The 25,875-nt window shown below is 64.6% G+C and carries 26 protein-coding genes; 13 read left to right on the forward strand and 13 right to left on the reverse strand.

What is annotated here, in order from left to right:
• Positions 1-12: 12 nt before the first annotated feature.
• A complete protein-coding gene (gene ilvB / locus AC4D6D_RS08860) occupies positions 13-1,755 on the reverse strand; it encodes a biosynthetic-type acetolactate synthase large subunit (RefSeq protein ID WP_491324989.1) in 1,743 nt (580 codons plus the stop codon).
• A 219-nt stretch (positions 1,756-1,974) separates the two neighbouring features.
• Complete coding sequence (gene miaA / locus AC4D6D_RS08865; RefSeq protein ID WP_491324990.1) at positions 1,975-2,967, reverse strand: tRNA (adenosine(37)-N6)-dimethylallyltransferase MiaA; 993 nt, start codon at positions 2,965-2,967, stop codon at positions 1,975-1,977.
• Between miaA and serB the strand changes: the two genes are divergently transcribed.
• Positions 2,960-3,844: a phosphoserine phosphatase SerB gene (gene serB / locus AC4D6D_RS08870; protein ID WP_491324991.1), complete on the forward strand. Its 885-nt coding sequence runs from the start codon at positions 2,960-2,962 to the stop codon at positions 3,842-3,844. The two genes, miaA and serB, sit on opposite strands and share 8 nt — an antisense overlap.
• Before the next feature lie 14 nt (positions 3,845-3,858).
• Positions 3,859-4,515 (forward strand): DUF1345 domain-containing protein, encoded by a 657-nt coding sequence (locus tag AC4D6D_RS08875; RefSeq protein ID WP_491324992.1) that lies wholly within the window; start codon positions 3,859-3,861, stop codon positions 4,513-4,515.
• A 66-nt stretch (positions 4,516-4,581) separates the two neighbouring features.
• Here AC4D6D_RS08875 and purL read toward each other — a convergent pair whose 3' ends face one another.
• Complete coding sequence (purL, locus tag AC4D6D_RS08880) at positions 4,582-6,753, reverse strand: phosphoribosylformylglycinamidine synthase subunit PurL (RefSeq protein WP_491324993.1); 2,172 nt, start codon at positions 6,751-6,753, stop codon at positions 4,582-4,584.
• 139 nt (positions 6,754-6,892) lie between these two features.
• Here purL and AC4D6D_RS08885 point away from each other — a divergent pair, with 139 nt between their 5' ends.
• The 9 genes from AC4D6D_RS08885 to tgt all read left to right on the forward strand — a co-directional run bounded on the left by AC4D6D_RS08885 (position 6,893) and on the right by tgt (position 14,455).
• Positions 6,893-7,156: an exodeoxyribonuclease VII small subunit gene (locus tag AC4D6D_RS08885; RefSeq protein ID WP_491324994.1), complete on the forward strand. Its 264-nt coding sequence runs from the start codon at positions 6,893-6,895 to the stop codon at positions 7,154-7,156.
• Positions 7,157-7,159: 3 nt separating this feature from the next.
• Positions 7,160-8,068: a farnesyl diphosphate synthase gene (locus AC4D6D_RS08890; RefSeq protein WP_147220517.1), complete on the forward strand. Its 909-nt coding sequence runs from the start codon at positions 7,160-7,162 to the stop codon at positions 8,066-8,068.
• Positions 8,068-8,586, forward strand: a complete 519-nt coding sequence (gene coaD / locus AC4D6D_RS08895) for a pantetheine-phosphate adenylyltransferase (protein ID WP_147220518.1) — start codon at positions 8,068-8,070, stop codon at positions 8,584-8,586. Before AC4D6D_RS08890 ends, coaD begins: the two co-directional genes overlap by 1 nt.
• Before the next feature lie 100 nt (positions 8,587-8,686).
• Entirely contained in the window at positions 8,687-9,373 is a 687-nt protein-coding gene (locus AC4D6D_RS08900) for a peptidylprolyl isomerase (protein ID WP_147220519.1), read from the forward strand.
• 52 nt (positions 9,374-9,425) lie between these two features.
• Positions 9,426-10,460, forward strand: coding sequence for a tRNA preQ1(34) S-adenosylmethionine ribosyltransferase-isomerase QueA (queA, locus tag AC4D6D_RS08905; protein ID WP_491324995.1), 1,035 nt, complete (start codon positions 9,426-9,428; stop codon positions 10,458-10,460).
• A gap of 42 nt (positions 10,461-10,502) precedes the next feature.
• Positions 10,503-11,438: an ABC transporter ATP-binding protein gene (locus AC4D6D_RS08910; protein ID WP_147220521.1), complete on the forward strand. Its 936-nt coding sequence runs from the start codon at positions 10,503-10,505 to the stop codon at positions 11,436-11,438.
• Positions 11,435-12,208, forward strand: a complete 774-nt coding sequence (locus AC4D6D_RS08915; protein ID WP_147220522.1) for an ABC transporter permease — start codon at positions 11,435-11,437, stop codon at positions 12,206-12,208. Before AC4D6D_RS08910 ends, AC4D6D_RS08915 begins: the two co-directional genes overlap by 4 nt.
• Before the next feature lie 17 nt (positions 12,209-12,225).
• Positions 12,226-13,299, forward strand: coding sequence for a DUF481 domain-containing protein (locus AC4D6D_RS08920; RefSeq protein ID WP_491324996.1), 1,074 nt, complete (start codon positions 12,226-12,228; stop codon positions 13,297-13,299).
• Positions 13,300-13,318: 19 nt separating this feature from the next.
• On the forward strand, positions 13,319-14,455 hold the full coding sequence (gene tgt, locus AC4D6D_RS08925; protein ID WP_491324997.1) for a tRNA guanosine(34) transglycosylase Tgt: 1,137 nt from the start codon (positions 13,319-13,321) through the stop codon (positions 14,453-14,455).
• 76 nt (positions 14,456-14,531) lie between these two features.
• On the opposite strand, the gene AC4D6D_RS08930 is transcribed toward tgt, so the two are convergent.
• The 7 genes from AC4D6D_RS08930 to rpiB form a co-directional block, all read right to left on the reverse strand.
• Positions 14,532-14,756: a hypothetical protein gene (locus tag AC4D6D_RS08930; protein ID WP_491324998.1), complete on the reverse strand. Its 225-nt coding sequence runs from the start codon at positions 14,754-14,756 to the stop codon at positions 14,532-14,534.
• 119 nt (positions 14,757-14,875) lie between these two features.
• Positions 14,876-15,490, reverse strand: a complete 615-nt coding sequence (gene rpsD, locus AC4D6D_RS08935) for a 30S ribosomal protein S4 (RefSeq protein WP_086490306.1) — start codon at positions 15,488-15,490, stop codon at positions 14,876-14,878.
• A 210-nt stretch (positions 15,491-15,700) separates the two neighbouring features.
• Positions 15,701-16,441, reverse strand: coding sequence for an RNA methyltransferase (locus tag AC4D6D_RS08940; RefSeq protein ID WP_491324999.1), 741 nt, complete (start codon positions 16,439-16,441; stop codon positions 15,701-15,703).
• Positions 16,434-16,922: a transcriptional regulator NrdR gene (gene nrdR, locus AC4D6D_RS08945; RefSeq protein WP_147220525.1), complete on the reverse strand. Its 489-nt coding sequence runs from the start codon at positions 16,920-16,922 to the stop codon at positions 16,434-16,436. The genes AC4D6D_RS08940 and nrdR overlap by 8 nt, the downstream gene beginning before the upstream one ends.
• 32 nt (positions 16,923-16,954) lie before the next feature.
• Positions 16,955-17,179 carry a hypothetical protein gene (locus AC4D6D_RS08950; RefSeq protein ID WP_491325000.1) on the reverse strand — a complete coding sequence of 75 codons (225 nt, stop codon included), beginning with the start codon at positions 17,177-17,179 and terminating at the stop codon, positions 16,955-16,957.
• 18 nt (positions 17,180-17,197) lie between these two features.
• Positions 17,198-18,496, reverse strand: coding sequence for a serine hydroxymethyltransferase (glyA, locus tag AC4D6D_RS08955; RefSeq protein ID WP_147220527.1), 1,299 nt, complete (start codon positions 18,494-18,496; stop codon positions 17,198-17,200).
• Positions 18,497-18,513: 17 nt separating this feature from the next.
• Positions 18,514-18,951 (reverse strand): ribose 5-phosphate isomerase B, encoded by a 438-nt coding sequence (gene rpiB, locus AC4D6D_RS08960; protein WP_147220528.1) that lies wholly within the window; start codon positions 18,949-18,951, stop codon positions 18,514-18,516.
• 265 nt (positions 18,952-19,216) lie between these two features.
• Between rpiB and AC4D6D_RS08965 the strand changes: the two genes are divergently transcribed.
• On the forward strand, positions 19,217-20,929 hold the full coding sequence (locus AC4D6D_RS08965) for a M20/M25/M40 family metallo-hydrolase (RefSeq protein WP_147220529.1): 1,713 nt from the start codon (positions 19,217-19,219) through the stop codon (positions 20,927-20,929).
• 100 nt (positions 20,930-21,029) lie between these two features.
• The gene (locus AC4D6D_RS08970) at positions 21,030-21,272 is read left to right on the forward strand and encodes a hypothetical protein (protein ID WP_491325001.1); all 243 of its coding nucleotides are present in this window, start codon (positions 21,030-21,032) and stop codon (positions 21,270-21,272) included.
• A gap of 51 nt (positions 21,273-21,323) precedes the next feature.
• Here AC4D6D_RS08970 and rpoD read toward each other — a convergent pair whose 3' ends face one another.
• Genes rpoD through AC4D6D_RS08985 form a run of 3 tightly spaced genes read right to left on the reverse strand, consistent with a single transcriptional unit; the run spans position 21,324 to position 25,749 of the window.
• The gene (rpoD, locus tag AC4D6D_RS08975) at positions 21,324-23,345 is read right to left on the reverse strand and encodes an RNA polymerase sigma factor RpoD (RefSeq protein WP_491325002.1); all 2,022 of its coding nucleotides are present in this window, start codon (positions 23,343-23,345) and stop codon (positions 21,324-21,326) included.
• 40 nt (positions 23,346-23,385) lie between these two features.
• Positions 23,386-25,269, reverse strand: coding sequence for a DNA primase (gene dnaG / locus AC4D6D_RS08980; protein ID WP_491325003.1), 1,884 nt, complete (start codon positions 25,267-25,269; stop codon positions 23,386-23,388).
• Between the two features lie 27 nt (positions 25,270-25,296).
• Positions 25,297-25,749 carry a GatB/YqeY domain-containing protein gene (locus tag AC4D6D_RS08985; protein ID WP_491325004.1) on the reverse strand — a complete coding sequence of 151 codons (453 nt, stop codon included), beginning with the start codon at positions 25,747-25,749 and terminating at the stop codon, positions 25,297-25,299.
• Positions 25,750-25,875: the final 126 nt, after the last annotated feature.

Below are 25,875 nucleotides of genomic sequence, written 5' to 3' on the forward strand. Positions count from 1 at the left end.
GCGCGCGCGTTCTCAGACCAGAGCCTTGGCTTCGTCGTCCATCGTGCCGGCGACGGTATCGCCGTAGAGGATCATGTCCGTATGGGCCGCACCCGAGGGGATCATCGGGAAGCAGTTCGATTCCTTGGCGACGAGGCAATCGACGATGACGGGACCGTCGTAGTCGATCATCTCCTGAATGCCGGCATCGAGCTGGCTTTCGTTCTCGATGCGGATGCCCTTCCAGCCATAGGCCTCGGCCAGCTTCACGAAGTCCGGCAGGCTGTCCGAATAGGACTGCGAATAGCGGCTCTCGTAGGTCAGCTCCTGCCACTGCCGGACCATGCCCATCCACTCGTTGTTGAGGATGAAGATCTTGACCGGCAGGCGGTACTGCGTGGCGGTGCCCAGTTCCTGGATGTTCATCTGGATCGAGGCGTCGCCCGCGATGTCGATGACGAGGCTGTCCGGATTGCCGAGCTGCGCGCCGATCGCGGCGGGCAGGCCATAGCCCATCGTACCGAGACCGCCCGACGTCAGCCACTTGTTCGGGCCGAAGAAGTGGAAGTACTGCGCCGCCCACATCTGGTGCTGGCCGACCTCGGTGGAGATGACCGGGTCCTTGTCCTTCGTCAGCTCGAACAGGCGCTGCACCGCAAGCTGCGGCATGATCGCCTTGCCAGAGAGCGGGAAGTAGAGGCTGTTCTTGCCGCGCCATTCCTCGACACGGGCCTTCCACGGCGCGAGGTCCTGCGCCTTGCGGTCGCCCCAGAGCGTCAGGATCTGGTCGAGCACGGTGGCGCAGTCGCCGATGATCGGCAGGTCGACGCGGACCGTCTTGTTGATCGAGGCGCGGTCGATGTCGATGTGGATCTTGGTCGAATTCGGCGCGAAGGCGTCGAGGCGGCCGGTCACGCGGTCATCGAAACGGGCGCCGATGCAGACGATCAGGTCGGCCTGGTTCATCGCCAGGTTGGCCTCGTAGGTCCCGTGCATGCCCAGCATGCCCAGCCAGTCGGCATGGTCGGCCGGGAAGGCGCCGAGGCCCATCAGCGTCGAGGTGACGGGCGCGCCGGTCTTCGCCTGCAGCTCGCGCAGCAGCTCGGTAGCCCGCGGGCCGGAATTGATGACGCCGCCGCCGGTATAGAGCACCGGGGCCTTGGCCCTGGCGATCAGGTCGACGGCCTGCGCGATCTCGTCCGCCGTGCCTTCGGTGCGCGGGGCGTAGCGCTGGCGGCGCTGCGTCGGCGTGTCGTTCCAGACGGCGCTGGCGATCTGGACGTCCTTGGGGATGTCGATCAGCACCGGACCCGGACGGCCCGAGGTGGCGATCTGAAATGCCTCGTCGATGGTCGCGGCAAGGTCGGCCGGGTCCTTCACCAGGTAGTTATGCTTGGTGCAGTGGCGCGAAATGCCGACGGTGTCCGCTTCCTGGAACGCGTCCGAGCCGATCAGCGCGGTCGGGACCTGGCCGGTGATGATGACCAGCGGAATCGAATCCATGAAGGCGTCGGCAATGCCGGTGATGGCATTGGTTGCGCCGGGACCGGAGGTGACCAGAACGACGCCGGGCTTGCCGGTCGAACGCGCATATCCTTCGGCAGCGTGAGCCGCGCCGGCTTCGTGACGGACCAGGATGTGCCGAAGTCGCTCGTCGCCGAATAGAGCATCGTAGATCGGTAGCACGGCACCGCCGGGATAACCGAATACGAATTCGACCCCCTGCTTGACCAGGCTTTCGACCAGGATGTTCGCGCCGCTGCGCTCTTCAGTCACAACACTTTCCTTTTCCGACTCGTGGGCGTTTCCCGAGGGATGGGCTGCCCTTCGAATATTGCGCACCGATTGCGGTGCACATTACCAAAAAAACCACAGTTCGCTTCATGGCGAACTATAATGAAACCGACCCGACACGACGGGCGCCGTGCCGGGTCCTCCCTCTCCTACCCGCATACTTTCATCAGCAGGTGAGGGCGCTCTAAGGGGACGAAAATATTACGTCAACCCCATAACCTGAAATAATCTATCTCTGAGTGATTTTTCGTCGAAATATTCGAACTCAAGCCTTGTCCAATCTTGCGGCGGCTGATGGCGCAACCAGGTGAATTGACGCTTGGCGTAATTGCGGGTGGCCTGCGATCCGCGAGCGATCGCTTCCTCCAAAGTGGTTTCTCCGCGCAGCACGGCGGCAAGCTCGGGCACGCCGATCGCGCGCATCACCGACAGGTCGGGATCGAGATTGCGGGCGAGCAGCGTCTCCACTTCGGAAAGGGCGCCGCGTTCGATCATGCGTTGGAACCGCAAGTCGCAGCGGGCGTAGAGCGCCTGCCGTTCGGGCAGGAGGATGGCGGCGCGAACCGTGACATCACCGCCGATCCCGCCGCTGGTCTGCGCCTGCCAGTGGGCGATTGGAAGCCCTGTCGAGCGTACGACTTCGAGCGCACGGGCGATGCGGGTGGTGTCCGCCGGAGCGAGGCGCGCGGCGCGTTCGGGGTCCTCGATTTGCAGCGCTGCATAGGCTTCGGCGACGGGCAGGGCGCGCACCGTCTCGCGGACTGCGGGATCGATCGCCGGGACTGGAGCGATGCCGTCCAGAAGCGTACGTATATAGAGCCCGGTGCCGCCGACGAGAACGGGTACGGCGCCTTCCTCGTGGATCTGGGCAATGGTCTCGCGCGCGGCGCGGGCCCATTCAGCGGCGGAGCAGGTCTCGGTGCCGTCCCAGGCGCCGAACAGGCGGTGCTCGATCCCGCCCATGTCCTCGGGCGTGGGGCGGGCGCTGAGGACGGTCAGGTCGGCATAGACTTGCGAGCTGTCGGCATTGACCACGACCGCTCTCTGTCCCCGCCGTTCGAGTTCCTGCGCCAGCGCCACGGCACAATCGCTCTTGCCGCTGGCGGTCGGCCCTGCGATGAGCGCGAGCGGTGGCTTTTCGCGGCCGCCAGTGGAATTTTCATACGCAGCTTCAAGGGAATTCGCAGTGCTCATTGCGCGGCTGATAGCAGAACCGGACCACCTCTCGGCAAGAATCGATGCGGCGCGGGCCGAAATGCAGAAAAGCGGCGTAAGGCTGGCTTCGGCGGCGATGCTCGATTTCTGCGGCAAGACAATGCAGATCGCCTCTCCCGACGAGGATGCCGCGGCGCTGCGCAAGGCGCTGGACGACCATTTTTCGCCGACCGACGGCCTCGTCTGCGATCATGAGCCGACGATCCCCGGCCTGTTCATCTCCGACATGGATTCGACCATGATCGGGCAGGAGTGCATCGACGAACTGGGCGATTTCGCCGGTCTCAAGGACCGCATCGCCGAGATCACCGAGCGCGCCATGCAGGGCGAGCTGGACTTCGAACAGGCCCTGCGCGAGCGAGTCGGCTTGCTCAAGGGACTGTCGGTCGATGCCATCGAGGAATGCCTCGCCACCCGCATCAGGCCGATGCCGGGTGCGCTTACGCTGGTGGAGACGCTGAAGAAGTTTGGTTGTCGCACCGTGCTGGTGACGGGCGGCTTCCACCACTTCGCCGACCCTGTCGCGGCGCAGCTAGGCTTCGAGCATGTCGTCGGCAACCGGCTGGAAGTGGCGGATGGCAAGCTGACCGGCGGCCTCGCCGGGCCGATCGTCGACAGCGCGGTCAAGAAGGCGACGCTGCTCGCGGAAGTGGCGGCGCTGGGCGGCGATGTCGCCAGCCTTGCCACGGGCGACGGCGCCAACGACATTCCGATGCTGGAAGCGGCGACTTACGGTATCGCCTATCACGCCAAGCCCAAGGCCCGCGCCGCGGCCAACGGCTGGGTCGATCGGGGCGACCTTACCAGCGTGCTGCGCCTGCTCGGTATCGACGAGCAGGAATGGGTTCGCGCATAAAGGAGCGAGATGCGATGGCCGGGCGAGATTCCTTCCTGAACCGGCTGTCGCACCCGCGCTATCTTCTGTTTCTCGGGGTTCTGGCTGTCTCGCCTTGGCCGCTGCTGGCGATAATGCCAGTGGTCGAGACGGTCGTTACCGCCTTCGATCTTGCGGTCATCGTTTTCGTGCTGAGCTGCATTCCGCTGTGGCGGGACGGCAATCCCGATCTCATGCGGCGTCAGGCCAAGCGCGACGATGCGGGGCAGGTCATGCTGCTCCTGCTGACGGGGGTGATCTCCTCGATCATTCTCGCCGCTCTCGGTACGCTCGTGCTCGACAACAAGAGTCTCGTGCCGGGTGAGATCGCGCTGCTGGTGGTCACGTTGCTGGCCTGCTGGACCTTCGCCAACCTGATCTACGCCTTCCACTATGCGCGGCTATACTATTCCTCGCGCGGCGGATCGGACCATGAAGGTCTCGATTTTCCAGGCGATTGCGTGCCAGACTTCGCGGACTTCGTGAACTTCGCCTTCGTGATCGGCATGACCTGCCAGACCGCCGATATCGAGATCACCGATTCCGCCGTGCGCCGGGTTTCTACCTTCCACGGACTGTTCGCGTTTGCCTTCAACCTCGGCATTCTGGCGCTGACAGTTAACGTGCTGGCGTCGACTACCGGCGGTCACTGAATCCGAAACGAAAAAGGGCGCCCACTGGGGGCGCCCTTTAGATTTCGCTTCAGAGGGAGGAGGCGGTCAGGCCTCCATCCAGTCCTTGAAGAAAGCCTCGTTGGCTTCGCGAAGCGCGGTGACTTCGTTGCCCGCGACCTTGGTGCCCGCGACCGTGCCGATGCGGACGGCGCCGGGAAGCTCCGTTCCGGCAGGCGCGCTGACGACGTAGCGGCTCTGGTCTTCGCCGAATGCTTCCGCCGTGGTCAGTTCCACTTCGAGGTTGCAGCCAAGGCCGCTGGCAAGCGCCATCTCGGCGAGGGCGACGAGCAGGCCGCCGTCGCTGACGTCGTGGACAGCCGTCACTTTGCCGGTAGCGATCCAGTCGCGGATCGAGGCGCCGTTTTCGGCCTCGACCTTGAGGTCGACCTTGGGGGCGTCACCGGCTTCTTGCCCTGCGATCTCGCGCAGCCAGAGCGACTGACCGAGGTGGCTGCCCAGTTTGCCTTCGACTCCGCCGAGCACGAAGATTTCGTCTCCGGCGTTCTTGAAGGCCACGGTCGCCATCTTCTCGTGGTCGGCCAGCAGGCCGACGCCGCCGATCGCCGGGGTCGGCAGGATCGCCGAGCCGCCGCCGGTGGCCTTCGATTCGTTGTAGAGCGAGACGTTGCCCGAAACGATCGGATAATCGAGCGCGCGGCAGGCGTCGCCCATGCCGTTCAGGCAGCCGACGATCTGCGCCATGATCTCGGGGCGCTGCGGATTCGCGAAGTTCAGGCAGTTGGTAATGGCGAGCGGAAGGCCGCCGACCGCGCTGATGTTGCGATAGGTCTCGGCCACGGCCTGCTTGCCGCCCTCGTAGGGATCGGCATAGCAATAGCGGGGCGAGCAGTCGGTGCTGATCGCCAGCGCCTTGGGCGTATTGTGGATGCGCACCACCGCCGCGTCGCCGCCGGACTTCTGCATCGTGTCGCCGCCGACCTGGCTGTCGTACTGTTCCCAGATCCACTTGCGCGAGGCGAGGTCGACCGTGCCCATCAGCTTGAGCAGGTCGGCGCCGATGTCGGCGCTCTCTGCCACGTCGCCCATGGCGGGAACCTTGGCCCAGGCCTTGTATTCCTCAGGCGTGACGTAGGGGCGCTCGTATTCCGGCGCGTCGTCGGCGAGCGGGCCGAGCGGAATGTCGCAGACCACTTCGCCGTTGAATTCGAGGACCATATGGCCGGTGTCGGTCACTTCGCCGATCACGGCGAAGTCGAGTTCCCACTTCTTGAAGATCGCTTCGGCCATGGCTTCCTTGCCGGGCTGAAGCACCATGAGCATGCGCTCCTGGCTTTCCGAGAGCATCATCTCGTAAGGCGTCATCGCTTCTTCGCGGCAGGGCACGTTGTTCATGTTTAGGCGAATGCCGGCGCCGCCCTTGCTGGCCATTTCGACCGACGAGGAGGTGAGGCCGGCTGCGCCCATGTCCTGGATCGCGACGATGGCGTCGGTGGCCATGAGTTCGAGGCAGGCCTCGATCAGAAGCTTTTCGGTGAAGGGGTCGCCCACCTGCACGGTCGGGCGCTTTTCGTCCGAATGCTCGTCGAAATCGGCCGAGGCCATGGTGGCGCCGTGGATGCCGTCGCGGCCGGTCTTCGAGCCGACGTAGACGATGGGATTACCCAGGCCCGTGGCGGCCGAGTAGAAGATCTTGTCCGTATCGGCGACGCCCACGGTCATGGCGTTTACGAGGATGTTGCCGTCGTAGGCCTTGTGGAAGTTCGTCTCGCCGCCGACGGTGGGTACGCCCACGCAGTTGCCGTAGGAGCCGATGCCCTCGACCACGCCCTGCACAAGATGCTTCATCTTCGGATGCTCGGGGCGGCCGAAACGTAGCGCGTTCATGTTGGCGACCGGGCGGGCGCCCATGGTGAAGACGTCGCGCAGAATGCCGCCGACGCCGGTGGCCGCTCCCTGGAAAGGCTCGATGTAGCTGGGGTGGTTGTGGCTTTCCATCTTGAAGATGGCGGCTTGCCCATCGCCGATGTCGATCACGCCGGCGTTCTCGCCGGGGCCGCAGATGACCCAGGGGGCCTTCGTGGGCAGCTTCTTCAGGTGGAAGCGGCTCGACTTGTACGAGCAGTGCTCGGACCACATGACCGAGAAGATACCGAGCTCAACCAGGTTGGGCTCTCGGCCGAGCGCGTTCAGGACCCGCTCGTATTCCTCGGAATTGAGGCCGTGGGCCTCGACGACATCGGGGGTGATTTCGGACATGCGACGCGCCTTAGCGCCGAGTTGAACGCTTCGCTAGACGGAAAAGCGAGGCGATATCGAGCCGATCGTCGAGGTGGTTCGATGCGGCCCCCCGCATCCCGCCTTGACCGGCGAACGCGGGCGCTTCATTGCATGCCTCATGACTGAGAAGAGTGCCGAAATCGGCGAAATCGCCGGGATGAGTTTCGAGGATGCGCTGCGCGCTCTGGAAGACGTGGTGCGCCGTCTCGAAAGCGGCGACGTGCCGCTCGATGATTCGATCACGCTCTACGAACGCGGCGAAGTGCTGCGCCAGCACTGCCAGAAGCGGCTCGACGCCGCGCAGGCGCGGATCGAGCGCATCGTCGCCGGACCGGACGGGGTTCCGACCGGAACCCAGCCGTTCGACGCGGCGGATCGCTGATTCGTGGGTGAGGTCACCGTGACCGATCCGATCCTCTCCGAAGGCCTTGCCCGCATCGCCGAGGAGATCGACGGCGCTTTCGACGCGCTGCTGCCGGTGCCCGACGATGCCCGCGCGCGACTGGTCGAGGCGATGCGCTATGCGTCGATCGGCGGCGGCAAGCGGCTCCGGCCGCTGCTGCTGACGGCGGTAGCGGAGATGTATGGTGTCGTGCGCGAGGCGGCGATCCGCGCCGCCATCGCCATCGAATCGATTCACGTCTACTCGCTGATCCACGACGACCTGCCGTGCATGGACGACGACGCCGTGCGTCACGGCAAGCCGACCCTGCACCTCGCCTTCGACGAGGCGACGGCGGTTCTGGCGGGCGATTCGCTCCATGCCTTCGCCTTCGAGGTGCTGGGCGATCCGGCCATCAGCGCCGACCCCTTCACCCGCATCGAACTGGTTCAGGCGCTCGGCCATGCCAGCGGCGCGCAGGGCATGGCGGGCGGGCAGATGATGGACCTGGTGGCCGAGACCAGCGAGTTCGACCTCCAGACCGTCACGCGGCTCCAGCAGCTCAAGACCGGTGCGCTGCTCGGCGCGGCGGTGGAGATGGGGGCGATCCTGGGCCGCCTGCCGCCGGAAGGGCGCGCGCATCTTCGGGGCTATGCCCGCGACATCGGCCTCGCCTTCCAGATCGCCGACGATCTCATCGACCACGAAGGCGATGCTTCGGTAGCGGGCAAGGCCGTGGGCAAGGACGCCGAGGCGGGCAAGGAGACGTTCGTCTCGCTGCTCGGCCCGGACCGCGCCCGCGAACAGGCGCGCATGCTGGTGGAGCAGGCCGTCGGTCACCTCGCCCAGCACGGCAAGGAAGCCGACCTGCTGCGCGCGGTGGCGCGCTACATCATCGAGAGGGATCATTGATGAGCCTTGGGGAACGTGTTGGTGTCTATCCCGGCACTTTCGATCCGATCACGCTGGGCCACGCCGATATCATCCGGCGCGGGGCCAAGCTGGTCGATCGGCTCATCATCGGGGTGACGACGAACCCGTCGAAGAACCCGCTCTTCACCCCGGAGGAGCGCATGGCCATGGTCGAGCGCGAAGTGGCTCTGCTCGGGATCGAAAACGTGAGCGTGGTGGGTTTCAACGCGCTGCTCATGAAGTTCGCGCAGAAACAGGGTGCCAGCGTCATCATCAGGGGGCTGCGCGCCGTTGCGGACTTCGAGTACGAATACCAGATGGCGGGAATGAACCAGCAGCTCAACCCGAGCATCGAGACCGTGTTCCTGATGGCCGACGTCAGCCTCCAGCCGATCGCTTCCAAGCTGGTCAAGGAAATCGCCACGTTCGGCGGTGAGATCGCCAAGTTCGTCAGCCCCACGGTGCGCGCCGATGTCGTCGCCCGGATCGCCGAGACCGGGCTTCTCGGCGACTACTGAGAACGCCCGAGAAACGATTGCGACAAATTCATTCATTGTCACGTCAGCAGCGGGGCACTATCGCCCCTGGCCTGAGCGGCTTCCTTCCTGTGAGTATTCGATGACGTTTCGCCTGACCCTTACCGCGACGATGATCGGCCTGGCGCTGGCGGCTACGCCTGCTCTGGCCAAGAAGAAGGAAGACCCGACCCCGACCCCGCCGGTGGCGGCGCTGCCGACTTTCGTCGATCCCGACGTAACCCACCAGCCCGAGAACGTGCTGTTGCTCGATCTTTCCGACGGCGGCCGCGTGGCGATCCGTCTGATGCCGGAATGGGCGCCGCACCATGTCGAGCGGATCAAGACGCTCGCCTCGCAGGGCTTCTACAACGGCCAGATCTTCCACCGCGTGATCGACGGCTTCATGGCGCAGACCGGCGATCCGACCGGCACCGGGCAGGGCGGCTCGCAGCTTCCCGACCTGACGGCGGAATTCAACGCGATGCCGCACGTTCGCGGCACCGTGTCGATGGCGCGCACCAACGAGCCGAACAGCGCGAACAGCCAGTTCTTCATCGTGTTCTACCCGCGCTTCTCGCTGGACCGGAAGTACACCAACTTCGGCCGCGTGATCTCGGGCATGCAGTACGTCGACGCGATCCAGCGCGGCGAGCCGCCACAGAACCCGACCAAGATCGTGCAAGCCTCGCTGGCGTCCGAGAACAAGGCGCCGCCGCCGCCCGCGCCGGTCACGCCGCTTCCGACCAAGATCACCGCCGATCAGCTGACGAATTCGAAGTCGAACTGATCTTCGCGAAAAGGCGTGACGCGCAGGGAGCGCGCCTCTAGAGGGGCGCCCCATGCGCGTTGACCTTTTCGACTTCGACCTTCCGACCGAGAACATTGCCCTCCGCCCGGCGCGCCCGCGCGATTCGGCGCGGATGCTGGTGGTCCAGGGCCGCGACGAAGGCCCGCTGACCGAGCGCATTGTGCGCGATCTTCCCGGCGAACTGCGCGCCGGGGACGTCCTCGTCTTCAATGATACCCGTGTCATTCCCGCCCAGCTCGAAGGGCGGCGGGGCGAGGCCAGGATCGGCGCGACGCTCCACAAGCGCATCGACCTGCGACGCTGGCAGGCCTTCGTCCGCAATGCCAAGCGCCTGAAGGCCGGCGACCGCATCGAATTCCCCGCCGACGTCACAGCGCTCGCCGAAGAGCGCCACGAGGATGGCAGCTGGACGCTGCTGTTCGAAGGGGACGAGCCGGTCGAAGTCCTGCTGGAGCGGGCAGGGCGGATGCCGCTGCCGCCCTATATCGCGGGCAAGCGCGAGACGGACGAGCAGGACGCCAGCGATTACCAGACGATGTTCGCGCGCGAGAAGGGCGCCGTCGCCGCACCGACTGCCGCGCTGCACTTCACGCCCGAACTGATCGAGCGGCTCGACACCGCAGGCGTGAAGCGCGAGACGCTGACGCTCCATGTCGGCGCGGGCACGTTCCTGCCGGTCAAGGCGGACGAAACCGCGGACCACAAGATGCATGCCGAATGGGGCCGCATCGATGCCGAGACGGCGGACCGCCTCAACGCCGCGCGCGCGGCTGGAGGCCGGGTCATCGCGGTCGGCACCACCAGCCTGCGTCTGCTGGAAAGCGCGACCGGCGAGGACGATGTGATTCGTCCCTTCGAAGGCGATACCTCGATCTTCATCACCCCCGGCTACCGCTTCAAGGCGATCGACGGACTGATGACGAACTTCCATCTGCCCAAGTCCACGCTGTTCATGCTGGTTTCGGCCCTGATGGGGCTGGAGCGGATGCAGGAAGTCTATGCCCATGCCATAGCCGAGGGCTACCGCTTCTATTCCTACGGGGATTCCAGTCTTCTTTTGCCCTGAGGGGACTTGGAACTGTCACCGGTTTCGCGCATCACGCGGGGCATGGAACCCATTCTCGAAATCAGCGGTCTGACCAAGACTTACGCCGGGGGCTTTACGGCACTCCAGGGCGTGGACCTCACGATCAACAAGGGGGAGATCTTCGCGCTGCTCGGGCCGAACGGTGCGGGCAAGACCACGCTGATCGGCGCCGTCTGCGGGCTGGTGCGGCCGACCAGCGGCACCATGCGGGCTTTCGGCGAGGACATGACCCATAACTGGCGTGCCTTGCGTGCGCGGATCGGCCTGGTTCCGCAGGAACTGGCGACCGACATGTTCGAGACGGTCCTCCATTCCGTGAACTATTCGCGCGGCCTTTTCGGGCTTGCCCCGAACCCCGCGCGGATCGAGGAAATCCTTCGTGCGCTCAGCCTTTGGGACAAGCGCAAGGCGCAGATCCGCGCGCTCTCGGGCGGCATGAAGCGCCGCGTGCTGATCGCCAAGGCGCTCGCCCACGAACCGGACCTGCTGTTCCTCGACGAGCCCACCGCCGGCGTCGACGTCGAGCTTCGCCGTGACATGTGGGCGCAGATCGCCCAGCTTCGCGACCGCGGCACGACGATCATCCTCACCACGCACTATATCGAGGAAGCCGAGGAAATGGCCGACCGCGTCGGCATCATCCAGGCGGGCAGCATCCGTATGGTCGAGGAAACCCGCTCGCTGATGAAGCGACTGGGGCGCACCGAGGCGCATATCGGTCTCGCCACGCCGCTTGCCGTCGTTCCCGAGGTGCTGGCGGACTACAATCTCACGCTCGTCGATGGCGGGCAGGAACTGCTCTATCGCGGCGGTAACGGTGCGGGTGGCGGCAAGGCCGAGGTCGCCCGGCTGACCAAGGACCTCGCGGCGAACGGTATCGACTACACTTCGATCGACATCCGCGAATCGAGCCTCGAAGACATCTTCGTCGACCTTCTGGAAGGAGCGGCGGCATGATCGCCTTCAACGCACGCAGCGCCTGGACCATCTACAAGCGCGAAGTCCTGCGCGCCCTTCGCACCGCCATGCAGTCGATCCTGGCGCCGGTGCTGACGACGACGCTCTATTTCGTCGTGTTCGGCGCGGCGATCGGCAGCAAGATGGATTCGGGCATGGCCGGGGTGAACTATGGCGCCTTCATCGTGCCGGGCCTGCTTCTCCTTACCCTGCTCAGCGAAAGCACCTCGAACGGCAGCTTCGGCATCTACATGCCGCGCTTCACCGGCGCTATCTACGAACTGCTCTCCGCGCCTGTCGGCGTGGCCGAGACATTGATCGGTTTCGTGGGAGCTGCTGCCACCAAATCCCTGATTCTGGCCGCAATAATTCTCATAACCGCGACGTTCTTCGTGGACTACACGATCGCTCACCCATTCTATGCACTGGGGTTCATCCTGCTGGTTTCGGCGAGCTTCTCGCTCCTCGGCTTCATTCTCGGCATCTGGGCGGACAGCTTCGAAAAGCTCGGCATCGTTCCGGTGCTGTTCATCATTCCGCTCACATTCCTCGGCGGCACGTTCTACTCGATCGACCTGCTGCCCGAGCCCTGGCGCTCGGTGGCGATGGCCAATCCGGTGGTCTATCTGGTGAACGGGCTGCGCTGGTGCTTCTACGGCAGTTCCGATTTCCCGATCGGGCTGTCGCTCGGCATGACCCTGGGCTTCCTGGTCCTGTGTGTCGCGTTCATCGCCTGGATCTTCCGCACGGGCTGGCGCCTGCGCGCCTGAGTGGGTAATATCGTTTCATGACAATGCGTTTCGTTGGTTTGTTGGGTGCCTCTTCTCTGGTTGCGGCCCTTCCCGCACAGGCTCAGGTTCTCCCGTCGGACCAGTTCGACGCATTTCAGTTTCACCTCTTTCCCGGACTGGAAGTCGTGCCGGTGGATCCCGTCGAGGAACTGCCGGTGCGCCTGGTGCTGCCCGATTACGTCGCGCCGCCGCCGTTCATCGCCGCACCGGCGCCGCGCCTTCCCGACAATGTGAAGTCGATGATCGAGGCGGCGGTAAAGACCAAGGACTCGGCCGTCGTCGCCGCCGTCGTCAAGGCCGCGCTATCCACGCAGCCTTACGATAAAGATGAAATCCGCACGATGCAGCAGGCGTTCCTCGATGCGAACGCCCGCGAAATCGCGGAGAAGGCCAATGCCGAGCGCGAGCGTATCCGCCGCGCCGCACTGCTGGAGCTCTGGACCGGCAAAGTCGAACTGGGCGCTTTCCGCGCGACCGGCAACACCAGCAATTTCGGCTATACCGGCGCCGTCAAGCTCGACCGCAAGGGGCTCAACTGGCAGCATACGGTTCAGCTCAACGCGGATTACCAGAAGGATCGCGGCGTCGTTTCGCGGGAGCAATACGGCGCCAGCTACCAGCCGCGCTATACCCTGAACGACGGTCTCTTCACCTACGGCCGCATGCAATACGAGAAGGACCGCATCCAAGGGTTCCTCGACCGCTACTCGCTCTCGGGCGGTCTCGGTTACCGCGTCCTCAAGCGCGACAACGTGACGCTGTCGATGGAAATCGGCCCGGCGCTTCGTCGCACCCGCTATGTCACCGTGCCCAAGGAGACGACATGGTCGGCGCTGACTTCGATCGATTTCGACTGGCAGATGAGCCCGACGATCAAGCTGACGCAGGATGCCTCTTCCTATGTCGAGACCGGCAACAGTACCTTCACTTCGGCAACCGGCCTGGAAGCCGGCATGGCCAAGGGGCTGAAGGCGCGGATGTCCTATTCGATCGAGCACGAAACCTCGCCGCCGGACGGATCGCTGCGAACCGACACGATCTCGCGCTTCTCGCTGGTCTACGGCTTCTGAAGTCTGTAACGGGCGGGGCATGAACCCCCGTTTCGAATTCTCCATCCACGCCACCGACGGCAAGGCCCGCACCGGCACGATCAAGATGCGCCGCGGCGAGATCCGCACGCCCGCCTTCATGCCGGTCGGCACCGCCGCCACCGTGAAGGCGATGAAGCCGCAGGACGTGCGCGCCACCGGCGCCGACATCCTGCTCGGCAATACCTATCACCTGATGCTGCGTCCCGGCGCCGAGCGCGTCGCGCGGCTGGGCGGACTGCACAAGTTCATGAACTGGGACCGCCCGATCCTGACGGACAGCGGCGGCTATCAGGTCATGAGTCTGTCGGACCTTCGCAAGATCACCGAAAACGGCGTGACTTTCGCCAGCCACCTCGACGGATCGCGCCACCTGCTGACCCCTGAGCGCTCGATGGAAATCCAGCGTCTGCTCGGCTCCGATATCGTCATGTGCTTCGACGAGTGCCCGAAGATCGACCAGCCGCGCGACGTGATCGCGCGCTCGATGGAAATGTCGATGCGCTGGGCCAGGCGCAGCCGCGACGCCTTCGATGCGGGGGGCGAACATGCCGCCAACTCGGCACTGTTCGGTATCCAGCAGGGCGCGCTCGATGAAGGCCTGCGCAAAGCCTCGGCCGATGCGCTGATAGACATCGGCTTCGACGGCTACGCGATCGGCGGCCTGGCCGTGGGCGAAGGGCAGGAGGCGATGTTCTCCACGCTGGAATTCGCACCCGGCCAGCTTCCGGCGGATCGTCCGCGCTACCTCATGGGCGTCGGCAAGCCCGACGATCTCGTAGGTGCGGTGGAGCGCGGGGTGGACATGTTCGACTGTGTGCTGCCCAGCCGCTCGGGCCGCAACGGGCAGGCCTTCACCTGGAACGGCCCGCTGAACTTGCGAAATGCCCGTCATGCCGAGGACAACAACCCGCTCGACGAACGCTGCAAATGCCCGACTTGCGGCACCTACAGCCGGGCCTACCTGCATCACCTCGTGCGTTCCGGCGAAATTCTCGGAGCGATGCTGATGACCGAGCACAACATCTCGTTCTATCAGCAGCTCATGCAGGGCATGCGTGACGCGATCGCGGCAGGCACCTTCGTGCAATTCGCCGTCGATTTTCGGCGGGATTATTTCGGCGGACGAGACGGATAGGTTTCTCGTCTACCGGGAAGGTGAAATAGAAAACCCGAGAGGCGCACGTGCCCTCGGGTTTTTTCATGCCGCTACGTCAGGCCGGTTCCAGACCTTCCTGTAGGTCATCGTTAAGGGCGCCGATTTCCAGCTTGGTGCCGACGTAGGCGACGAAGCGGCCGGTTCGGGAATCCAGGAATCCTGCACCAATCTCTGCCGCGAACTGCTTCGCGGTTTCGAGGTCGGGATACCATTTGCCGGTGCGGTTTGGGGTAATGAATCGATATCGGGACATGGTGATGGTCCAATGCACAAGTTCCATGTCCGTTCCCTGACAGCTCGCACGATTTGCCGCGTTTTTCATCGCTTCGGCGCATAAATAAAAAAGGGCGGCTCCGCGTGGGAGCCGCCCTTCCTATTTCTGGTCCGAGGACCCGATACTTAGCGCGAGTAGAACTCGACGACCAGGTTCGGTTCCATCTTCACCGGGTAGGGCACTTCGTCGAGCGTCGGAACGCGAACGAAGGTCACCTTGTCGGTGCCGTCCTGAGCGACGTAGTCGGGGACTTCACGCTCGGGGAGGTTCTGGGCTTCGATGATCAGCGCCATTTCCTTGGCCTTGTTGCCCAGGCTGATGACGTCGCCGACGCGGATGCGACGCGAAGCAATGTTGCACTTCACGCCGTTCACGCGGATGTGGCCGTGCGAAACGATCTGGCGAGCCGCGAAGATGGTCGGAGCGAACTTCGAGCGGTACACGACCATGTCCAGGCGCTGTTCGAGCAGGCCGATCAGGTTCTGGCCGGTGTCGCCCTTCATGCGCGAGGCTTCCTGGTAGGTAGCCTTGAACTGCTTCTCGGTTACGTCGCCGTAGTAGCCCTTGAGCTTCTGCTTGGCGCGGAGCTGCAGACCGTAGTCAGACAGCTTGCCCTTGCGGCGCTGGCCGTGCTGGCCGGGGCCGTAGCTGCGGCGGTTGACCGAGCTCTTGGGGCGACCCCAGATGTTCTCGCCCATGCGGCGGTCGAGTTTATACTTGGCGCTTTTACGCTTCGACATAAGTCGTCTCCTTTTCTGCTGCCGCTTCCACTGTGGAGGCGGTCCATGTTGTCCCGGGGCGCACCATCCCGCCTAATATGCGGGATGCGGCCGCCGCTTCACCGGGGTGCGGGGCCGAATGGACGGACCTGTCAAGAAGGCAGGCGCCATGTGAAGGGGTGCCCCATACGGGCTCGGGGGTGAAAGTCAAGCGGATAAGCCGAAAACGGCTCAACTCCGTGGGCGACGCTCGTTTCCGAGGGCAGAGAGCACACCGCGAAGGGTGCGCACTTCGAGGTGATTCCAGCCCGGCTTCGTCAGCAGGTTGCGCAAGGTCAGCCGGTTGGCTGCCGCACGCGTTTCGGGCCAGAAATAGTTTTTTGGTTCGAGCAATTGCTCGAAGTGGCCGATAAGGCCTTCCAATTCTTCCTGCGGGGCAGGGGGGAGCAGCTCCTCGACGGTGGGCTGCGCCAGTTCGCCCGAGGCGACCACGCCCTTCGACCATTCGTAGGAACAGAGGATCACCGCCTGCGCCAGATTGAGCGAGGCGAACTCCGGATTGATCGGCACCGTCAGGATCGCGCGGGCAAGCGCGACGTCCTCGGTTTCCAGACCCGAACGCTCGGGGCCGAACACGTAAGCCGAGCGACCTTGCGCCTCATGCACTTCACGGGCCGCCTCCTCGGGCGTGACGACCGGCTTGGTGACGCCGCGCTTGCGGACGGTGGTGGCGTAGACATTGCCGCAATCGGCGACCGCCTCGGCCAGCGTCTCGAACACTTCCGCGTGCTCCAGCACCGCGTCGGCACCGGCAGCGGCGGGACCGGCCGAGGGATTGGGCCAGCCGTCGCGGGGGGCGACGAGGCGCATCTCGGTCAGGCCGAAGTTGAGCATGGCACGCGCGGCCTTGCCGATATTCTCGCCCAGCTGCGGGCGGACCAGCACGATGACCGGCTTCTTTACGTCAGTCATCGCTGCGACCTTCCATGGCGCCCGGACCCGCGACATCGCGCACCGTCCCGGCAAATTCCTCGAAATCGCGCGCTTCGTTGAAGGCGCGGTAGACCGAGGCAAAACGAATATAGGCGACCGAATCGAGCTGGCGCAGGCCTTCCATCACCATCTCGCCGATCTCGCGCGAGGAGACTTCGGATTCGCCGAGGGTTTCGACCTGCCGCTGCACGCCGGAGACGAGCTGGTCGATCTTTTCCCGCTCGATCCCGCGCTTGCGGCAGGCGAGCGTGGCCGATTTCTCGATCTTGGCGCGATCGAACGGCTCGCGGGTGTCGTCGCTCTTGACGACGGTGATCTCGCGAAGCTGGACGCGTTCGAAGGTCGTGAACCGTGCGCCGCAGCTGGAACACTGACGGCGACGACGGATCGCGGTGTTGTCCTCGGTCGGGCGGCTGTCCTTGACCTGGGAATCATCATGGGCGCAAAAAGGACAGCGCATTCAGTCGGTTACTTTCAAGACTTCAAAAACTTTCAGGGACGTACGCGCTTGTAGAACTGGTATCCCGCACCGACCGCGAGGCCGAGCGGGATCGAGACGAACGGCAGCACGAGGCCCGCGACCGCCCCGGCCGCGCCCCAGGCGAGCACCGGCTTGGTCGACGGATGGTCGAGACCATCCTGAAGCATTCCGGCCAGCTCGTGGCGGGCGTCGGAAATGAAGTCACCGGAGTCGTGGGGGCGGTTCGGGTCGGTCATGGCACTAGGGCTCCTGAATCAGTCCTCGTAGATCGGGAAACGATCGCACAGAGCCTCAACGCGCGCACGCACGTTCTGCTCCACCTGAGCGTCGCCCGCTTCGCCGCACTTGGCAAGGCCGTCGAGCACGTCGGCAACCATGTTGCCGATTTCGCGGAATTCTTCCGGGCCGAAGCCGCGGGTGGTGCCGGCGGGCGAGCCCACGCGGATGCCGCTGGTCTTCATCGGCGGCAGCGGATCGAAGGGGATGCCGTTCTTGTTGCAGGTGATGCCCGCACGCTCCAGCGCTTCGTCCGCATCCTTGCCGGTCACGCCGAGCGGCGAGAGGTCGATCAGCGCGAGGTGGGTGTCGGTGCCGCCCGAAACGATCGCGGCGCCGCGCTCCTTCAGGGTCGCAGCGAGGACCTGCGCATTCTCGATCACGCGCGCGGCGTAGTCCTTGAACTCGGGGCGCAGCGCTTCACCGAAAGCCACGGCCTTGGCGGCGACGACGTGCATCAGCGGGCCGCCCTGAAGGCCGGGGAACACCGCCGAGTTGATCTTCTTGGCCAGCGCCTCGTCATTGGTGAGGATCATGCCGCCACGCGGGCCGCGCAGCGTCTTGTGCGTGGTGGTGGTTGCGATGTGCGCGTGCGGGAAGGGCGAGGGGTGCAGACCTGCGGCCACAAGGCCGGCGAAGTGCGCCATGTCGACCTGGAACAGCGCACCCACGCTGTCGGCGATCTCGCGCATGCGCTTGAAGTCGATCACGCGCGGATAGGCCGAACCGCCGGCGATGATCAGCTTGGGCTGGTGTTCCTTGGCCAGAGCCTCGACCTCATCGTAGTCGATCAGGTGGGTGTCCTTGGTCACGCCGTACTGCACGGCCTTGAACCACTTGCCCGAAAGCGCGGCGCGGGCGCCGTGCGTGAGGTGGCCGCCGGCATCGAGGCTCATGCCCATGATGGTGTCGCCGGGCTTCACGGTCGCCAGCAGGACGGCGCCGTTGGCCTGCGCGCCCGAGTGGGGCTGCACATTGGCGAACTGGCAGTCGAACAGCTGCTTGGCGCGTTCGATGGCAAGCGTTTCGACTTCGTCCGAAGGTTCGCAGCCCTGGTAGTAGCGCTTGCCGGGGTAGCCTTCGGCGTACTTGTTGGTCAGCACCGAGCCCTGGGCTTCGAGCACGGCCTTGGAGACGATGTTTTCCGAAGCGATCAGCTCGATCTGCTTGCGCTCGCGGCCGAGTTCGTGGCCGATGGCCTTGGCGACGGCGGGGTCGCTCTGGGCAACGCCGTCAGTGAAGAAACCGGCGGAACGGATGGCGGTGTCTACAGTCATGTTCGGGTTTCTCCGTTTCAGAAGACGGGGTTGGAAAGCTTTTCGACGCGGCCCGCGTGGCGTCCGCCACCGAACTCGGCCGAAAGGAAGGCATCAAGGCAGGCCTTGGCCATGTCCTCGCCGGTCAGGCGGGCGCCCATGGCGATGACGTTGGCGTCGTTGTGCTCCCGCGCGAGCGCAGCCGAGAGCGGCTCCGAAACGAGCGCGCAGCGGCAGGCCGGATCGCGGTTCACGGCAATCGAGATGCCGATGCCCGAGCCGCAGAGCGCGACGCCGAACTGCACGGTGCCGTCGGCAACGACCGAGGCGAGCTTGTAGCCGTAGTCGGGATAATCGACGCGGTCGGCGGTCTCTGGGCCGAGATCGGCTACTTCGTGGCCGAGTTCGATGAGATATTCGCGCAGAGTCGCCTTGAGGTCGACGGCGGCGTGGTCTGAAGCAATCGCAATGCGCATGGGATCGGGCTGCCTGTCCTGATGCGGAGATTCGTTGCGCCTCCCCTTAGTCGTGAGTTCGTCTTATTGCCACCATTGTTGGCAATCGGTGGCTGCAATTGCCGGAAGTGGTCAAATTCGAAGCCTTTTTCACAGGAATGCGGGGAATTCGGCAAAGGCTCGGGCGAATGGCGCCGCATTTCCAACCGTTCCGGCAAAAGGCTGCGGGTAATTGACAGCCGGTGCTTCAAGGCGGGTGTTTCGGCATTCTATCAAGGGGTTGGCGGTGAAATCTTCGAGACACCTCATTGTTGCGCTGTTGCTGGCACTCGTTCTGGCGGTTCTCGGCACGACTCCGCCGCGCCCGGCTCCGGTCGATGCGCCGCCGGAAGCGTTCTCTGCCGCGCGGGCGATGAAGGATATCGAGCGTATCGCCCGCGCGCCGCACCCCAGTGGTTCGGCCGAGCACGCGGCCTTGCGCGGATACCTGATGCAGCGCCTCGGCGAGTTGGGCCTTACCGTACGCACGCAGGAAGGGCAGTTTCCTGCCGATGCCCGCGCGGAGCTGGACCGGCGGGGAGGCAAGGCAGCGCCGCGCGTTCCCCTGACAAATGTGCTGGGCCTGCTGCGAGGAAGTGATCCGAACCTGCCCGCCCTGGCGCTGATGGCGCATTACGACAGCGTGCCGGGTTCGCCCGCTGCCGCCGACGACGGGGCCGGGGTGGCTTCCATCCTGGAGACCCTGCGCGCGCTTTCGCTCGACCGGCAACGCAAGCGCGACGTGCTGGTGATCCTGACGGACGGCGAGGAATCGGGGCTGCTCGGTGCGCGGATGTTCTTCGCGCAGGCGCAGGAGGCAAGGCGGATCGGGGCGATCGTCAATCTCGAAACGCGTGGAGGAGGGGGCAAGGCCAACCTGTTCCAGACTTCCGCCCGCAACGGCGACGTGGCCCGCCTCTGGGCGCAGACCGCGCCGCATCCGGCGGGGACTTCGCTGGCGACCTTCATCTATAGCGTCCTGCCCAACGATACCGACCTGACGGTGGCGCTGCCACACGGCTATTCGGCATGGAACTTCGCCTTCATCGGCAGGCCGGGCCTCTATCACTCGCCTTTGGCGACGGCGGCAAACCTCGATCGCGGCTCGCTGCAGCAGATGGGCGAGCAGACGCTCGGATTGGCGCAGGCTCTGACGAAGGCGAACGACCTGCCGCGCCGTGCCCCGGATCTGGTGTTCTTCGATGTCTTCGGCCTTTTCGCGGTCCATTACGCGCCGTCGTGGGGATGGGCGATGCTGGCCGTGGCGCTTGTCGGTTATGGCCTGCTCGTGTTGCGGCGGCCGGAACCTGCTGAAATGCTGCGCGGTGCGGGGAGGATGCTGGCGCTCGTCGTCCTGACCGGAGCGCTGCTCTGGGCGCTGAACATGGCGTCCGGAGCGGATGGGCCGGTTAACTATTATGACCGTCTGGCGGCGATACCCCGGCTTCAGGTCGTTGCTCTCTGCGCCTCGCTGGCGATGACGGTGTTCCTGCTGGGGCGACGACCTCACTCGGTGTCGGGCGAAGCGGGGTTGGTCCTGCCGGTCTGGCTGGGCGCTGCCGTGTTCCAGGCTTTCGCGCCGTCGGCGGCTTATGTGCTGACGGTGCCGCTGCTGCTTGGCGGTGCAATGGCCTTGATGCGCGGGCTTGCACCAGGGCGTGAGCCGCGCGTGCTGCTCGTGATCGTCGCGGCGCTGGTGACGGGATATGCACTGCTGCTCGGCTATTCGCTGCTTCAGGCCGTGGGACCGGCGCTGCCGATGGTCTGCGTGCTTTCGTTGCTGATGGCCGTGCCGGTTCTCGTACCGCTGCGTGCACCATTACCGGTCGGCAGGGTGCGCGGTGCGGCTGGACTGCTGCTGGTTGCGGCTCTCGGCGTGGCCCTATGGGTGAGATGGGACGCGCCGGCGGCGAGCATTGCGACTTACGACCAAGTCCGGAACCTCGGCGAGAAGGGCTAGGTCCTTTTCAGGACCGGAAAATGCACCATGGGCTTGCGATAATTGCAGCTCTGGGTCAGTCTCGCCTGATCGGCGTAGACCGGTAAACGGGAGATCGGCCATGAAGCGTATCTTGCTGTCATCGTTCGCTATTGCAGGTGTGCTGGTGCTGACGGGGTGCATGGAGACGATGCCGGGACCGGATCGTCCGCACCGACCGCGCCCGGAGAAACCCGCCATGTGCACCCGCGAATATGCGCCGGTCTGCGGTGTGAAGCGGGGCAAGCGCCAGACTTTCAGCAATGCCTGCATGGCGCGGGCAAAGGGCTATGCGATAGTCGATCAGCGTCCCTGCGGACGATAGGCCAAAAAAAGCCCCGCCGAGGCGGGGCTTTTTCTTATCGGTTGGGATTCCTCACTGGTCGAGGAACGAGCGCATCTTGCGGCTGCGGCTAGGGTGCTTGAGCTTGCGCAGCGCCTTGGCCTCGATCTGGCGGATACGTTCACGCGTCACCGAGAACTGCTGGCCGACTTCTTCAAGCGTGTGGTCGGTGTTCATGCCGATGCCGAAGCGCATGCGCAGCACGCGTTCCTCACGCGGGGTGAGGCTGGCAAGGACGCGAGTGACCGTTTCCTTGAGGTTCGCCTGGATCGCCGCGTCGACCGGGATGATGGCGTTCTTGTCCTCAATGAAGTCTCCGAGGTGCGAATCTTCCTCGTCGCCGATCGGCGTTTCGAGCGAGATCGGCTCCTTGGCGATCTTCATCACCTTGCGGACCTTTTCGAGCGGCATGGACAGACGCTCGGCCATTTCCTCGGGCGTGGGCTCGCGGCCCTGCTCGTGGAGGAACTGGCGGCTGGTGCGGACCAGCTTGTTGATCGTCTCGATCATGTGGACCGGGATACGGATCGTGCGGGCCTGATCCGCGATCGAGCGCGTAATCGCCTGACGAATCCACCAGGTGGCATAAGTCGAGAACTTGTAGCCGCGACGGTACTCGAACTTGTCGACCGCCTTCATCAGGCCGATGTTGCCTTCCTGAATGAGGTCCAGGAACTGCAGGCCGCGGTTGGTGTACTTCTTGGCGATCGAGATCACCAGGCGCAGGTTCGCCTCGACCATTTCCTTCTTGGCGATGCGCGCTTCGCGCTCGCCCTTCTGGACCATGTTGACGATGCGGCGAAACTCGGGAAGCGCCATGCCGGTGGCGGCGGCGATGTCCGCGACTTCCGAACGAATGCGCTCGACCGGATCGGCTTCTGCTTCGGCGAAGGCAGCCCACTTCTTGTCCTTCCTGGACATTTCGGTGAGCCAGGTGTCGTCCAGTTCGCGGCCGACGTAAGTTTCCAGGAAGTCGGCGCGCTTGACCTTGTGACGCTCCGCCAAGCGCAGCATCTGGCCGCCCAGCGTGGTGAGGCGGCGGTTGAAGGCGTAGAGATTGTCGACGAGGTATTCGATCTTCGTTGCGTGGAACTTCACCGATTCCACTTGCGCGGTAAGGTCTTCGCGAAGCTGCTGGTACTGGTCTTCCTTGGCGGCCGGGAAATCGATGCCGAGCGCCAGCGCTTCGAGGCGTTCCGACTGGAGACGTTCGAACGCCTGGAACAGCTCGGTGATGAGCATGAATTTTTCAAGCGCTTCGGGCTTGAGGGCCGCTTCCATCTGGGCGAGGCTGAGGGTGTTGTCCTCCTCCTCTTCCTCGGTTTCGCGCTTGGGGATCGGGTTGCCGTCCTCGTCCAGTTCCTCGGAACTGTCCTCATCGGAGTCGTCCTCGTCCTTGAACGAGGGACCGGCGGTCTTTTCGCTGATCTCGCCGTCGTCGTCGCCTTCACCGTCTTCGGACAGGCTTTCGGGCGCGGGTTCCTTCGAGAGCATGGCGTCAAGATCGAGGATCTCGCGCAGTTGCATCTCGCCGTTGTTGAGCGCTTCGGACCACTGGATGATGGCGTGGAAGGTGATCGGGCTCTCGCAAAGGCCCAGGATCATCATGTCGCGGCCGGCTTCGATCCGCTTGGCGATGGCGATTTCGCCCTCGCGGCTGAGCAGTTCGACCGCGCCCATTTCGCGCAGATACATGCGCACGGGGTCGTCGGTGCGCTCGACCGTTTCCTTCTTCTTGGTCTCGACGACCATGCGCGGACCGGCATCGTCACCGTCGACTTCGTCGGTATCGGCATCTCGGTCCGAATCGCCGTCTTCCTGACCATCGGCATCTTCGTCGCTTTCGACGATGTTGACGCCCATCTCATTGAGAGCGGACGTGATGTCCTCGATCTGGTCGGACGACATGTCCTGGGGCAGCGCTTCGTTCAGCTCGTCGTAAGTAATCACGCCGCGGCGTTTGGCGCGGGCGATCAGCTTCTTGATGGAAGCCTCGTTGAGATCGATCAGCGGCGCGTCGTCGTTCTGGTCGCCGGAGTTGTCGTTCTTGCTCATTCTTCGCCGTTATCCCCGTGCATTCAACCCGATTATAACATCAGGACGAAGCCGCCTGTCTTGTCGCCATTTGCCTGAGGCGACTGTCAAATTCCAGCTTTCTCTTGAGGAGGCGTTGTTGTTCGGCAAAGGCATCTTCCGACAGTTCGCTTTCGAACCGTGCCGTCGCGCGTGCCAAAGCGGCATCCAGAACCGGACGCTCAACCAAGAGATCGACTGCCTGGGCCAAATCCTCTGCCGCCTGGTCAGCGCCTGTTTCGGTGTTCAGGAACCCGAAGCGCAATCCTGAGTATTCTGCGGTGCCGGGGATCTCCAGGCCATTGTCGACCAATATGGTGGCAAGACGATCGCTTTCAAGCGGTTCGCTTGCCTGGGAGACATCGAGCAGCAATCCAAAGCGGGGGTCGAGGTCCGGGGTTCGGGCCAGTGCTTCGGCATGGCGCCGGATCAGGGTGGGCCAGCGGATCAGCCCGGCGAGCACGGCGGCCGAGAGCGCGTCGCGAGCGCCGCCGCCGGTGGCGCGGCGCAGGCGTTCGAGCGATTCGGGCGTGGATTCGGGCTGGGGTTGCCAGCGACCGTTCTGGAACGTGCCCCGGCCACCGCGCTGTTGGCCGGAACGGAATTGTCCGCCTCCGCCCTGCTGCCAGCGGCTTTCGCGCTTGGGGAAGGCGAATTCGGAATAGCGGTCCTGCAACTCGCGGCGGTAGAGGCTGGCGATGTCCGGGTGCTGGATCGCATCGACATGGGCCATCAGCCGGGCCTTGAGACCGGCCTTGTCCTCGGGCGTGTGGAGCGGCTGGGCGTCGCGTTCGACTTCCCAGAGCACTTCGATCAGGCTCTTGGCGGCGTTCAGGACCTCTTCCATGGTCCGTGCACCGCGCTGGCTGATGAGGTCGTCGGGGTCCAGGCCCTCGGGCAGGCGGACGATCCGCAGCGAGTGGGCAGGGCGCAGCAAGGGCAGGGCGCGGGTGACGGCGCGCATGGCGGCGCGCTGGCCCGCCGCATCGCCGTCGAAGCAGAGGATCGGCATTTCGACGTGGCGCCACAGCATTTCGATCTGCTGCTCGGTCAGCGCGGTGCCGAGCGGAGCGACGCATTCGCCGATGCCTGCCGCTGCCATCGCGACCACGTCCATGTAGCCCTCGACCACCACCATCCGGCCCGACTGCCGCGCGGCGGGTGCGGCGCGGTGCAGGTTGTAGAGCGTGCGGCCCTTGTCGAAGAGGGGCGTGTCGGGAGAGTTCAGATACTTCGGCGCATCCGTCTTCTCCTTGGTGAGAATGCGTCCGCCGAAGGCGATGACCCGGCCGCGCGCATCCTCGATCGGCAGCATCAGGCGGCCACGAAAGCGGTCGTAGGGATCGCGGTTCTCGACTTCGATCCGGAGGCCCGCTTCGATCAGCTTGGCTTCGGGGTACTTGCCGAGCGCCTCCTTCATCGCCTGCCGTCCCTCCGGCGCATAGCCGAAGCCGAAGCGCTGGAGCGTGTGGGCGTCGAACCCGCGCGTCGCCAGATAGGCGCGCGCCGATTCGCCGCCGGGCGAGGAGAGGTTCTGCACGAACCAGCCTTGCGCGGCGGCCATCACGTCGTGAAGCGTATCGCGCTTTTCCGCTGCCTTGGCCGCGCGCGGATCGGGGGCGGGCACGTCCATCCCCGCTTCGGCCGCCAGTTCCTTGACTGCGTCCATGAAGGACAGGCCCTGGTGGTCGGTCATCCAGCGGATCGCATCTCCATGTGCGCCGCAGCCAAAGCAGTGATAGAAGCCCTTCTCATCGTTGACGGTGAAGCTGGGAGACTTCTCGTTGTGGAACGGGCAGCAGGCCTTGAACTCGCGCCCCGCCTTTTGCAGGCGGGTCGAGCGACCGATCAGCGCGGACAGGGTTATCCGCGTGCGAAGCTGGTCGAGCCATTGAGGGGTAAGCACGGTCCTGCCGCCCGATCGCGTGTCAGGTCAGGCCAGCGCCGCCTTTACCCAGCCCGAAGCCTTGCCCATGTCGAGTTCGGCCCCGTGGCGCGCCTTGAGCGCGGCGACGACCTTGCCCATGTCCTTCATGCTCTCGGCGCCGACTTCGGCCTTGATGGCCTCGATGATCGCCTTGGTCTCTTCCTCGGAGAGCTGCGCGGGCAGGAAGGTTTCGATCACTTCCAGCTCCGCTTTCTCTTCAGCGGCCTTCTCGGGACGGCCACCTTCCTCGAAGAGCTGGATCGATTCGCGACGCTGCTTCACCATCTTCTGGAGCACGTCGATCACCATGGCATCGTCGTCCGGAAGAGAATCGGCAGTGCGCAGTTCGATGTCGCGGTCCTTGATCTTGGCAAGGATGAGGCGAACCGCGGCGAGGCGCGGCTTGTCGCCCGCCTTCATCGCAGTGATCTGGGCGGCCTTGATCGAATCACGAAGCATTGTTTTCCTGCTGTTCTGATAGGTTTGGGAAAGTGTCGTGGCGCAAAACTAGCAAGCTGCGCGCCAAATTGCACCTGTCGCGCCTTGACGCGGTGCACAACCCTGTCTAGCGGGCGGGCCTTAGCA

Source organism: Novosphingobium sp. BF6 (genome assembly GCF_058273105.1).